Below are 13554 nucleotides of genomic sequence, written 5' to 3' on the forward strand. Positions count from 1 at the left end.
ATTCTCACTAACCTAACTTTCCACACATACGACTAGAATCTACGTTAGTTAGGAAGAATAAACCACAACCCAAAATAACTGGCTAAAGCCCTGATAGCAACCAACAAGAATGGTCTTCTTCAACAAACCTTTTGCTAACCATGAAAAGAAAAATCTAGGGAGACATCACAAGCCCCGTACAAACATGCTCTACGTAAGCCTTTACCCTAGCATTATAATAAACTACTAGAAGTTGTACTTTGTTTTTGCGTTTTAAAGTTGAAACATAAGCCCAACCATACTTACAATTCTTACTTCACTATGCCATATGCAGACATATTTGGTAATCACCAAAGTAATATCTCGCTTGACTTAAGCATAAACAAACACAATGATCTCTGGTTATTATAAAATCTTTGCCCTATGCCTAACTTCTTTTATGAAGAGTCATTCAGCCATGATTCCAACGCTGTTGTTGTTGGCGTTGATGAAGTTGGATATGGCTCAATAGCCGGCCCAGTGGTCGCTGCTGCTGTGTATATACCGGACCGCAATGTCGAGTGTATCCCAAATATAAAAGACTCTAAACTGCTTACCTCGAAAAAACGTGATGCTCTTTATAAGGAACTTATATCCCACACCGTATGTGGCATTGGCTTAGCAAGCATCGATGAGATAGAAGAGCACAACATACTAGTAGCATCACACATTGCAATGAGAAGAGCATTAGAAAACCTTAATCTGCAACGCATAGACCTTGTTTTAGTCGATGGCTCAAGGGAATTAAAGTCCCAATGGCCAGGCAAATCCATAATCAACGGGGATGAACTCAGCATATCAATCGCAGCTGCTTCCATAGTGGCAAAAGTTACACGAGATAACATGATGCGTGAATTACACGACCAATACCCAGAATACCACTGGAACAAGAACTGCGGTTATGGTACAGCAGCCCATATATTCGCTCTCAAACAGCACGGAGCTACCCCCTTCCATCGAAAAACATTTGCCCCTGTAAAAAAGTGTATAACCTCAACAAAAAACCAAGAAGAATAACTCTACTCTCTGTGCCACCCAAAACATCGCCACGCCAAGTGTCTCCCGTATACTAGACCCCCTGGGACAAAATACACCTATTGAGGACTATTAAAAACCTGCATAATACCTGATCACAATGAGAAAACTGGAAGAACCGTAACTTTCGCAAGAGAGGTCATATCTCAAATAAAATGTACACTGCTAAAAGCACAAGAACATGTACTCAAAAAACACCTCAGTAACCTGACTAGAGTAAGAAGCACACCGTGTTCTCTGAATGACTCCGAGATACTTACTTACAAAAATACTATACCCCCACAAAGACAGCATCTCTATAGCCCTTGTAATAGTGTAGCAGAATGCGACTACTAAAAAGACTTACCAACAAAAAACCGTGGCAATTATTCTAGTAATACTTAACAGAAGCACTTATTCTATCGTGAGGAAGTTGTACTCTGCTCTCTATATCACCCAAAACATCACCCACAACAAGTGTCCCTCGTACTAGAGTCCCATAGCAAAACACACCCATTACGGACTATTAAAAACCTACATAATACCTGATCACAACGAGAAAACTGGAAGAACCGTGACTTTTGTAGAGAAGTCATGTCTCAAATAAAATGTGCGCTGCTAATAAACTACAGAAGTATATGATCCAACATCTTAGTCACCCGATTAAGAGCACAAGAATATGCGGTGAAAACCAATCCTCGGAGTCTAAATGGCTTTTTATAATGGAAGAAAAATAGCTTTTACACTATACCACACCGATAGGTAGATACCTCCAAAATAACCCCAAGACTAAGCAAAAGGAAATAACGAATCCATCAAAAGACCGCCCTCTACAGACCTCATAAAATTGCAGCAGAGTACCTCACCACTGAGAACCCTACCACAATATCCTACGCAATTACCCTAATAATCCACAACGGAGCCGCTTATGCTACCATCAGGAGTTGGAGCTTGGGAATCTTCAATTATAGAGCTTCCCAAATCACCCATGATTCCTCGCAACTCACTATTGTAATATGTTGCATAGTCGCTCTGATCAAGCATAGCAAGCTTCTTGATCTTATTCATTATGAATCCCGTACCTGCTGGTATCAGACGACCAACAATCACATTTTCCTTCAACCCATATAAAGGATCTTCCTTTCCTGCAAAAGCCGCCTCAGTCAATACCTTAGTTGTCTCCTGGAATGACGCAGCAGATATGAAAGAGTTAGTATCCAGACTAGCCTTAGTGATCCCCTGCAATATAGGCACATAAGAAACTTCTTTCTTACCAGCTTCAGCAAGCTTCTTATTCAGCTTCATGACCTCTTCACGAGAGACATGCTCGCCTATCAGGTACATTGTATCACCCGGCTCAGTAATCTCTACCTTCTGCAACATCTGCCTGAGTATCACCTCTATGTGCTTGTTATCTATCTTAACACCCTGCAACCTATATACCTGCTGGATCTCAGATATCATGTAATTTGCCAACGCTTCAGTTCCCAACACCCTAAGGATATCGTGCTGATCAGGATCCCCGTCCATTAACAGATCACCCTTATGCACAAAATCACCCTCATTGACTATTGTGTGCTTACCCTTAGGAACTAGATATTCAACTACAGGCAAGCTCTTGTCCACAGGACGTATAAATATACGCCTCTTCGAACGGTAATAATCCTTACCGAACTCAACGTATCCATCAACGTCACTCACAATAGCATGCTCCTTAGGCTTACGTGCTTCAAAAAGCTCTATAACCCTAGGTAGACCACCAGTAATATCACGCGTCTTGATAGAGCCCCTAGGTATCCTCGTGATAACATCACCAGCATGTACCCTTTGTCCGTCCTGCACATTCAATACCGCACCTATCGGGACAAAATAACTCGCCTCCAAATCACTAGACAATGTCACCACAGCACCATTATCATCTAGCAATACAAGCCTAGGTCGCAGATTCGCACCTTGCAAATGCATCTTCCAATCTACAACCACCCTGTTAGAAATACCAGTTGATTCATCAAGTACCTCGTTTATAGAGACCCCATATATAAGGTCAACATACTTTATAGTACCTGTCTTCTCAGTGATAATAGGTATAGTATAAGGATCCCACTCAGCAATCTTCTCCATCATACTTACTGACTGCCCTTCGGTAGCATATAACTTAGCTCCATATGGCACACTATGCCGCATCTTCTCATTGCCCGCAGCATCTAGCAACACAACCTCACACGACCTACTCATAACTATCTGATTACCATACTTGTCAGTAACCACATTACTGTTAACCAGTTTAACAGTCGCATCCATCAAAGCTATCAGATTAGATACCTCAACACCACGCATAGCAGTACCACCAACGTGGAACGTTCTCATCGTCAGCTGCGTACCTGGCTCCCCGACAGACTGAGCAGCTATCACACCTACAGCCTCTCCTATGGACACCAAATCCCCAATCGCTAGATCTCTACCATAACATAGAGCACAAATACCTTGTTTAGACTCACAAGTTAGCGGTGACCGCACCCTCACTGCATCCAACCCCGCAACTCTTATCTTATCAAGCTTGCTTTCATCAATCAGCTCGCCCGAGGTGAATAACTTCTCTCCTGTAACAGGATTATAGGTGTCTACAGCAGCGACCCTTCCTAATACCACACTATCCAGCGTTGCCACTACAACACCACCCTCTATGACCGCTCTCGCAACAACACCCCCGCTGGTGCCGCAATCATGTTCAACAACCGTGCAGTCCTGCGCTACATCCACAAGCCTACGAGTCAAATATCCGGAGTTAGCAGTCTTCAACGCCGTATCAGCAAGACCTTTACGAGCTCCGTGAGTAGAATTAAAATATTCAAATACACTCAACCCCTCCCTGAAATTCGAAATAATCGGAGTCTCAATAATCTCACCTGACGGCTTAGCCATCAAACCTCTCATACCAGCAAGCTGCTTCATCTGAGACGCAGAACCTCTAGCCCCAGAATTCGCCATCATGTAAATCGAGTTATATTTCCCTTTCTCATCACATAAAGATATAGCCTTCATCATGTCCCTAGCGATCAAATCGGTACACTTAGACCACTCATCAACCACTTTGTTATAGCGCTCACTCTTGGTTATCAAACCATCCTGATACTGTATAGAGAATTCCCTTATCTTTTCGCTAGCATCTTCAACGTGCGCAGCCTTGGTATCAGGAATAATCATATCCTTACAACCAAAAGAAATACCTGATTGCGAAGCATACTTGAATCCCAAATACATCAGCTTGTCAGAAAACTCAACCGTCTCTCTCTGACCACAACTCCTATATACAAGGTCCACAATGGACGTAATCTCCTTAACCGTAAGCACTTGATTTATCAGATCAAAAGTCAAATCCTTATGCTGCGGAAATATCTGCCACAATATCAACCTACCAGGCGTAGTCTCAACTATCTCGCTAAATACAGTACCATCCGCTACGCTCTTCTGCATTCTGTACTTTATCCTTGAGCACGTATGCACAATTCCCTCATGCAACGCGTACTCCACGTGGCTAAACTCTGCAAAAGTCTGCACTTCACGCACTTCAGGATCTTCTTCTAACAACGTTAGGTAGTATATTCCAAGAACGATGTCCTTGGACGGAACTATAATCGGCCTACCGTTAGAAGGACTCAAGATGTTATTCGTAGACATCATCAATACACGCGCCTCAAGCTGCGCCTCTTGAGACAATGGCACGTGCACCGCCATTTGATCACCATCAAAATCGGCATTAAACGCACTACATACCAACGGATGCAACTGTATTGCCTTACCCTCTATCAATACAGGATCGAACGCCTGAAGCCCCAACCTATGCAGTGTAGGAGCCCTGTTCAGGAGAATAGGATGCTCTTTAATCACTTCATCCAAAACATCCCAAACATCAGGCTTCTCACTTTGGATCATCTTGTTAGCCAACTTTACAGTCGGAGCAATACCGTACATCTTCAACTTAGAACAAATGAACGGCTTAAACAGCTCAAGAGCCATCTTCTTGGGAAGACCACACTGATGCAGCTTCAAACTAGGGCCAACAACTATTACTGACCTACCAGAATAGTCCACCCTTTTACCAAGCAAGTTCTGCCTAAACCTACCCTGCTTACCCTTTAGCATGTCACTAAGAGACTTCTTATAGCCCATGCTTCCAACTCTATTAGAAACATAACTACGTCTACTACTGTCAAACAGAGCATCCACCGCTTCTTGCAGCATCCTCTTTTCATTGCGTATCATGATTGCAGGAGGATTCAGCTTAAGCAGCTTTTCCAACCTGTTATTACGATTTATTATCGTCCTATAATGGTGATTTAAATCAGATACCGCAGGTCTACCATTTTCCAGTGATACCAATGGTCTCAAATCTGGTGGAAGAACAGGAATCACAGTCAAGATCATCCACTCCGGCCTATTACCAGACTTAATAAAATTCTCGACAAGCCTGAGCCTCTTAACAACCTTCTTACGCTTCATTTCTGAAGAAGTTGACTCTAGCTCGTTCCTCAAAGTAGCCCTAATAGCCTCCAAATCAAGACGAGTCAGCAACTCCTTTATAGCTTCGACACCGGTAAGCGCAAAAAATCCATCCTCACCGTAGGCGTCCCGCGCCTGATTATAAACTACCTCACTGATCACCTCCCCCCTAGCAAAAGGAGTAGCTACCGGATCAATTACTACAAAATCTCCGCTATAAAGTATATTTTCTATAGCCTTTAAAGGCATATCCAGCAAAGCACCTATACGTGACGGCAGGGATTTAAGAAACCAAATATGAGCGACAGGTGAGACCAACTCTATGTGTCCCATTCTCTCTCTTCTAACTTTAGAAGAAGTTACCTCCACTCCGCATTTCTCACAAACAATGCCCCTGTAGCGCTTTTTCCTATACTTACCACAAAGACACTCGTCATCATTAACCGGACCAAAGATCTTAGGACAGAATAGCCCCCCCTTCTCCACCTTAAAGGTACGATAGTTAGTAGTAGAGATATCCTTGATTTCACCATAGGACATAGCCCTTATACTTTCTGGACTAGCTATGGATATGCAAATCTTATCGAACGACTGTGCTATACTGGTATAGCCATACAAATCCAACGTCTTCATAATTGTAAATCCCTACTCCACCTTGCTACTAGTAAACTCTTTATCCTGCTTTAGAACAACATCAAGGCACAGTGAGCGTAACTCCTTGACCATGACATTAAACGACTCAGGAATACCACACTCGAAGTTGCTATCCCCCTTAATTATGGATTCATAGATTCTTACCCTACCTACGATATCGTCAGATTTGACAGTTAGCATTTCCTGCAAAGTATAAGCGGCACCATAGGCCTGCAATGCCCAACATTCCATTTCCCCAAATCTCTGCCCACCAAAGTGCGACTTTCCCCCAAGAGGTTGCTGAGTAACCAGACCATACGGACCAACAGACCTAGCATGTATCTTGTCATCCACCAAGTGATGGAGCTTTAACATGTAAATGTATCCAACCGTTACCTTGCGATCAAACTTCTGTCCTGAACGCCCATCATAAAGATCCACTTGCCCAGACGGATCAACATCTGCTAACTCCAAAAGCCGAGAAATCTGCGCATCCTTCGGACCCTCAAACACCGGAGCAGCCATAGGAACACCTCTTCTGAGCCTATTAGCAAATTTAAGCAAAGCCTCATCCGACATAGAAGCTACATCTTCCTTGAGTTTTTGCCCTTCATATACTTCGCTCAAAAAGCTGCGAATACGTTCAACTACAGGCTCTCCTTCCCCTGAATCAAGTATTCTACCTACCTTATGACCCAAATTCACCGCAGCCCAACCCAAGTGAGTTTCAAGGATCTGCCCTATATTCATACGCGAAGGTACACCCAAAGAATTCAAGATTATATCCACAGGCGTACCATCCTCTAGATGCGGCATATCCTCAACAGGGACTATTCTCGAAATAACCCCCTTGTTACCATGCCGACCAGCCATCTTATCGCCTGGCTGCAAATTATGCTTAACAGCCACAAAGACCTTTACAATAGTCAGAACACCCTGCGGCAAATCATAGCCGTAATTGAGCTTATCTATCTTTTGATCAAATTTACTATGGGCTTCAGTAACCAACTCATCAAATTTGCTCTTCATATCAGCAACTTTGGCAGATATCTCAGGATTCGATAGACCCATTTCCCACAATACTTCCAAAGACTTCGTAGCCACAAGACTCCCTACATCAGCATGACCATTCAAGGACAAATCAGCACTACAAAGCAACTTCTTCAGCTCATCATAGAAGTACTCACTGACAACATCTATTTCATAATCACGCTCTTTCCTGAAGCTATTTACCTCACTTTGCTTGATAAGCAAAGATCTATCATTCTCCTCAACGCCCCTTCTAACAAACACATGAACGTCTATAACCGTCCCCTCAACATCTGGCGGCAAATATAAAGAAGAATCAACGCAATCAAATACCTTCTCACCGAAAATCGTCACCAACAGCTTCGTCTCAGGCGGTAATGAAACCGGCGGCCTTGGGGTAACTTTACCCACCAAAACACTACCAGCAGAAACTTCAGCCCCGATATTTACAATCCCAACATCATCCAAATGACTGAGACTTTCCTCATTCACATCCGGCACTGAACGCATGATCTTCTCGGGACCAAGCGGAGTATCTCGTACAACACACTCAAACTCTTCTATATGAATAGAAGTGAATACGTCCCTCTTCACAACATCGCTGGATATTACTATAGAGTCCTCAAAGTTGTAACCCTGCCATGACATAAAGGCAACAAGGACATTTTTACCCAACGCCAACTCACCACGATCTATAGCGGCACCATCGGCAATAACATCATTAGTCCTAACGTAATCCCCTATCTTAACTATAGGCCTCTGATTGATACACGTATTATGATTTGAACGCTGAAACTTCCTTAGCTTATATATATCAACACCAAGATACTCGTCCTTATTCTTATCAAAAGCCCTGATTACGATATAAGACCCATCAACCCTATGTACTATACCATCACGCTTAGCCAATACAACAGCCCCAGAACCCGCTGCAACAACTGACTCCATACCAGTACCCACCAAAGGCGCTTCAGCCTTTAGTAATGGAACCGCCTGACGCTGCATGTTCGAACCCATAAGCGCACGGTTCGCGTCATTGTTTTCCAAAAACGGAATCAGCGACGCCGCGACAGAAACTATCTGTTTTGGAGATACATCAATGTAATTCACATCTTCACGCTTCACCATCACGAAGTTACCGCCATGGCGACAATACAGCATATCATCTACAAAACGGTTATTCTCATCGAGTGCAGCACCTGCATCAGCTATATAATAATCACTCTCCTGTGTTGCCAAAAGATACTCTACAGAATCAGTGACCACCCCATCAATAACCTTCCTGTATGGGCTCTCAATAAAGCCATACTTGTTTATCTTAGCATATATAGCGAGGCTACTAATAAGACCAATATTCTGCCCTTCCGGAGTCTCAATCGGACATATCCTACCATAGTGCGTTGGGTGAACATCTCGCACTTCAAAACCAGCCCTTTCTCTTGTTAAACCCCCAGGACCCAACGCCGATAACCTACGCTTATGCGTAACCTCTGAGAGAGGATTAGTCTGATCCATAAACTGCGAAAGTTGCGAAGAACTGAAAAAGTCTTTCAAGACCGTAGCCAAGATCTTAGGATTAACAAAGTCACACGGCACAGCATTATCAAAGTTAACCGAGGACATGTAGTCCATAATCATCCTTTCGAGCCGTAATATACCAACCCGGAACTGATTCTCTATGAACTCCCCCACAGACCTTACCCGCCTATTACCAAGATGATCTATATCATCAACGACACCATCACCATCACGCAATAAAACCAACTTCTTTATTACATGCACTATGTCATCCTTGGTAAGGACAGTGAGATTCTCATCTATATCTAAGCGCAAATTACTGTTCAGCTTAATTCTTCCAACAACTGATAAATCATATCTGTCCGGCTCAAAAAAGAGCCCTTTAAAGAAAGACCTTACAGCTTCTAAATTTGGAGATTCTCCAGAACGCAACACCCTATATATCTCAAACAGCGCATCCTCTTGCGTTATATGCCTGTCCAAAAATAAAGTATTCAGAATATAAGGACCAACTGTTAAAAAGTCTATGTTCAAAAACGCTATCTCGCTGATATTAAACAATTCTAATTTTACAATGTGCTCCGAAGCTATCGCCTCACCCGCAGAAACAATCACAGCACCACTAGCAGGATCTACCAAGTCAGTTGCCACGAATAACCCAGAAATACCCGCAAAAGGTACTAAATACTCCCTTAAGCCATCAGCATATAACTTTTTAGCAATTCTAAGAGTAATCCTAGTATTCGCCTTAATCAGCACATTACCATCTACGTCCATAAGATCGTAAGACAGCCTCACACCCTTAAAGCGATCCACTACAAAGGGCACTTTCCAACCCTTATCACTTTTTACGTAAAGAACTTTGTCATAAAATGTGTCTAGGATGTCATTGTTAGACATCCCAAGCGCTTTCAATAAGTAGGTGACTGGAAGTTTACGCTTTTTATCTATTCGGAAATAAATGATGTCCTTGATGTCAAATTCAAAATCAAGCCACGACCCCCGGTAAGGAATGATACGCGCAGAATAAATTAGCTTCCCAGAACTGTACGTCTTCCCCTTATCGCTGTCAAAAAAGACACCAGGAGACCGATGCATCTGGGAAACAATAACCCTCTCTATACCATTGATGATGAAGGTTCCGTATGATGTCATCATCGGCAGATCACCAATAGACACCTCTTGCTCCTTCATGTACTTAACACTCCTCTCAAGAGTGCCCTCATCTACGACGTACTTAACTTCCTTAAATGAAACCTCCTGCACCTTCCACACAACAAAACGAAGAGTTATGCGCATCGGTACAGAAAACGTTATCCCCCGTTTTATACACTCGTATTCATCATATTGAGGCTCCCCAATATTACAACTCACGAACTCAAGCACAGCCCTCCCCAAAGGATCTCGTATGGGAAACATCGACTGGAATATGCTTTGTATACCGCCACTACTACCCTCATCAATCCCTATGAAGGCATCATAAGAATCTCTCTGTATTCTTATCAAATCACTCAAAGAATCGCGAATGTCTATAGACCTCGCGTAAGAAAGCCTAGGAACAGCATCAAAATCATTCAGCACATACCCGGGACCAGAACTACCCGCAGAAGACATCAATTCCCTCAAAAACCATTACAACAAAAATACCCGAGATTACTTCAAACTTACCTGAGCCCCGGCATCTTCAAGCTTCTTCTTAACTTCCTCAGCTTCAGCCTTCTTGTACTTCTTACCCTCAATTAATTCTCTTGAACCTTCCTGCTCAACAAAGTCCTTAGCCTCCTTCAAACCAAGACTTGTACATTCTCTAACAGCCTTAATAACAGCGATCTTCTTATCAGCCGCATAGCCATCAAACATAACAACGAATTCTGTCTTTTCAGCTTCAGCAGCCCCACCAGCACCTTGAGAAGCGCTTCCAGCCGCAGAAACAGAAGCCATAAGTCCACCCTTAGGGAACCCTAGCTTCTCCTCTATCTTCTCTACTAACGCTGCAGCACTACACAGATCAAGAGCACAAATCTTCTCGACCAAATCATCTAAATCAACACTACTCATAACAAACTCCCTAAACCCTACCTCTTATCAATAACCCTCTACAGGAGGCCTGCACACAACTGGTAGCACCACAACAGACACTAAGCTCAATACGCCAAAAAACAACGAAAAGCCTAAGTAACTCCAATAAAAACCACTACCCTAAGTACAAATAAGACAACTCACTCATTGCCTCCTATGGCTTTCAAACAATTAGCCAACCGCATAGGAATACCGTAAGCGATAAGCCCCACAATACGCATACGCAATTCTTCCAAAGATGGCAATGTAGCAAAAAAGACCACCTGCTCCGAAGACAGAACTTTTCCCCCATCATACGCACAAATCACCGATACCTTACCAGCCTTAGTTTTTGTAAACGCATATAGAGTTTTTGAAAGCGTAATCACATCATCGGAATACACCACAAATACTGAACCTTTGAATTTGTCGCGCAATTCCTCTTTACCAGTCCCCTCAAGCGCAATGCAAGCTATACTATTTTTCACCACAGACAACCCACATCCTGAAGCCTTTACTTCCTTCCGCAATGCTACAAAGTCTCCAGCAGTCATCGACCCAAAGTTAGCCAGAACAAAACTCCCATATTTCGCGAATAACCCGCTAAGATTCTCTAAATGCCTTTCTTTATCTACCCGCTTCACCGTAAACCTCTAATTCTACCCTGCGCACGAATCAACCCAATCCAGTTATTCTAAAAGACTTACCCATGGTAGAATTCAGGAACACAGCCTTAAAGAAAGCACCCTTAACCGTAGCAGGCTTCAGACCTTGCACAGCCGAAACCACAGCCCGAAGATTCTCCATCAAGTCCTCACGAGAAAATCCCACATCCCCAATCTTCACGTGAACAATACCATATTTATCAGATCTAAACCTCACCTGACCAGATTTCACGATACCAACCATCTTAGCAACATCAAAGGTAACCGTGCCGAACTTCGGGTTAGGCATCAATCCCCTAGGACCCAAAATTTTAGCGATAGCAGAAACCTGTGACATAAAATCCGGGGTAGCAATACACCAGTCGAAATCAAGTTTGCGCCCCTTCTTTACCTCCTCTATTAAGTCAGAGTCTCCAACGACATCAGCACCCGCATCCTTAGCCTGCTTAGCATATTCACCCTTAGCTAAAACAGCCACTTTAACTTCTCTACCTAGCCCCTTAGGCAGTATAGCAACTCCCCTTATCGAGTCACCAGACCTTGAATCACCGGTAGAAAGCTTTATCGCCACATCCACCGATTCCTTAAAACGAGCAGCCGTAGACTTCAAAAGCTGATCAATACCTTCTTCCGGAGTATAGACACTATTCTTATCCAACATAAAACGCAAACCTCCTATCTTCCCTCTACAGTAATGCCCATGGACTTTGCTGTGCCGATGACCATCTTCACCGCAGCCTCAATATCGTCAGCATTCATGTCTGCAATTTTACGTTCGGCAATTTTGACCACTTCTTCCATCTTTATACTAGCGCAGCTCTCCTTACCCGGCGCAGAAGACCCCTTTGTTAAACCAGCTGCCTTCCTCAATAAGAACGACACCGGCGAATCATTTATAGTAAAACTATACGTTTTATCTACATAAACCGATATCCTAGCAGTAACCAAATCACCTATCTCATATGGCGTACCCTGGGCGCTAGTAGCTTCATTAAACTCCCTACAAAACTGCGGCATAGGAATCCCCCTAGGACCCAATACAGAAGCCACTTTGGGACCAGGCGCAGCTCTACCCGCCTCCATAACCAGGTTTATCCTCGAAAGTAACGCAGCACTACTCATAAAACTATTCCCCTACCTTCTGTATACTACTAAACTTGAACTCTATTTTAGTTAACCGTCCAAAAATCATCACGCTAATACCAGCAACTTTCTTCTCTTCATTGACGTACTCAATTTTACCATTGAAATCCTGGAACAAGCCATCATTAATAACTACCTCATCCCCAACTTCAAAGCCGCAAATGTTATCACCTGCATCACTAGCAACACCCTGACACATACGACTGCGCATAGCATCCATCTCAGCCAGCGGGATCACTTTAGGCACACCAAAGTCATCAAGGAGAAAATTGGACACCTTAGGAATCTTACGCACAAAATTCACGGAATCGTCACACAGTTTCATATACAAAAACACGTATCCCGGCGACAATTTCTTCTTTATCTGCACCTTTTTGTTGTACTTGATCTTAGTGACCTCTTCGTAGGGAATAAAAACCTCACGAAACATGTCCGACATTCCCAACTGCATAGACCTCTCAAGTATCATCTGCGATATCTTTTCCTCATTTCCTGAGGAAACTTGGATTATGTACCACTCGTGACCAACAGCATCATGCTTCATAAATAACCCCAAGCATCACCTTAACAAGCCTCAAGAATACAAAATCCACACAACTAAACAAGACAGACGAAAGCGCCACAGTCAGAATAACAACCAACAGGAACACCAAAACCTCCCTTCGGGAAGCCCACGAAACCTGACATGTCTCCTGCTTAACATCCAACAAAAATTTAGCAAAACTGCCTATCATAGCAACCACCTACGAAATTATGGCAGGAGTGACAGGAGTCGAACCCATACTCTCAGTTTTGGAGACTGATGTTCTACCATTGAACTACACTCCTAGCTTATAACTCCAGATACAAAAACTACTCCAAAATCTCAGTAATAATACCTGAGCCAACAGTCCTTCCACCTTCTCTCACAGCAAACCTAAGCCCCTTATCTATTGCAACAGGCTTATCCAATGTTACCTCTATACTTAGATTATCA

10 protein-coding genes, 1 tRNA gene and 1 pseudogene are annotated in these 13554 nt (G+C 43.2%); 1 reads left to right on the forward strand and 11 read right to left on the reverse strand.

From position 1 onward, the window contains the following. The first annotated feature begins 402 nt into the window (after positions 1-402). Positions 403-1035: a ribonuclease HII gene (locus KPX09_RS02025; protein WP_249548728.1), complete on the forward strand. Its 633-nt coding sequence runs from the start codon at positions 403-405 to the stop codon at positions 1033-1035. Between the two features lie 388 nt (positions 1036-1423). On the opposite strand, the gene KPX09_RS05560 is transcribed toward KPX09_RS02025, so the two are convergent. The 11 genes and pseudogenes from KPX09_RS05560 to tuf all read right to left on the reverse strand — a co-directional run. Beyond that, positions 1424-1549, reverse strand: coding sequence for a hypothetical protein (locus tag KPX09_RS05560; protein WP_275973591.1), 126 nt, complete (start codon positions 1547-1549; stop codon positions 1424-1426). A gap of 386 nt (positions 1550-1935) precedes the next feature. Beyond that, the gene (rpoC, locus tag KPX09_RS02030; RefSeq protein ID WP_249548729.1) at positions 1936-6165 is read right to left on the reverse strand and encodes a DNA-directed RNA polymerase subunit beta'; all 4230 of its coding nucleotides are present in this window, start codon (positions 6163-6165) and stop codon (positions 1936-1938) included. 12 nt (positions 6166-6177) lie between these two features. Further along, complete coding sequence (rpoB, locus tag KPX09_RS02035) at positions 6178-10326, reverse strand: DNA-directed RNA polymerase subunit beta (protein WP_249548730.1); 4149 nt, start codon at positions 10324-10326, stop codon at positions 6178-6180. 39 nt (positions 10327-10365) lie between these two features. Continuing rightward, positions 10366-10770, reverse strand: a complete 405-nt coding sequence (rplL, locus tag KPX09_RS02040) for a 50S ribosomal protein L7/L12 (protein ID WP_249548731.1) — start codon at positions 10768-10770, stop codon at positions 10366-10368. Between the two features lie 161 nt (positions 10771-10931). After that, positions 10932-11414, reverse strand: a complete 483-nt coding sequence (rplJ, locus tag KPX09_RS02045; protein ID WP_249548732.1) for a 50S ribosomal protein L10 — start codon at positions 11412-11414, stop codon at positions 10932-10934. A 31-nt stretch (positions 11415-11445) separates the two neighbouring features. Then, positions 11446-12096, reverse strand: coding sequence for a 50S ribosomal protein L1 (gene rplA / locus KPX09_RS02050; protein WP_249548733.1), 651 nt, complete (start codon positions 12094-12096; stop codon positions 11446-11448). Positions 12097-12110: 14 nt separating this feature from the next. Further along, positions 12111-12557, reverse strand: a complete 447-nt coding sequence (rplK, locus tag KPX09_RS02055; RefSeq protein ID WP_249548734.1) for a 50S ribosomal protein L11 — start codon at positions 12555-12557, stop codon at positions 12111-12113. A gap of 4 nt (positions 12558-12561) precedes the next feature. Beyond that, on the reverse strand, positions 12562-13122 hold the full coding sequence (gene nusG / locus KPX09_RS02060) for a transcription termination/antitermination protein NusG (protein WP_249548735.1): 561 nt from the start codon (positions 13120-13122) through the stop codon (positions 12562-12564). After that, the gene (gene secE / locus KPX09_RS02065) at positions 13112-13312 is read right to left on the reverse strand and encodes a preprotein translocase subunit SecE (RefSeq protein WP_249548736.1); all 201 of its coding nucleotides are present in this window, start codon (positions 13310-13312) and stop codon (positions 13112-13114) included. The genes nusG and secE overlap by 11 nt, the downstream gene beginning before the upstream one ends. Positions 13313-13332: 20 nt before the next feature. Beyond that, a tRNA-Trp gene (locus tag KPX09_RS02070) sits at positions 13333-13406 on the reverse strand. 24 nt (positions 13407-13430) lie between these two features. Next, positions 13431-13554: pseudogene (gene tuf, locus KPX09_RS02075) on the reverse strand (elongation factor Tu); the annotation flags it as partial.

This window comes from Anaplasma phagocytophilum, from assembly GCF_023476575.1.
GTDB lineage: Bacteria > Pseudomonadota > Alphaproteobacteria > Rickettsiales > Anaplasmataceae > Anaplasma > Anaplasma phagocytophilum_A.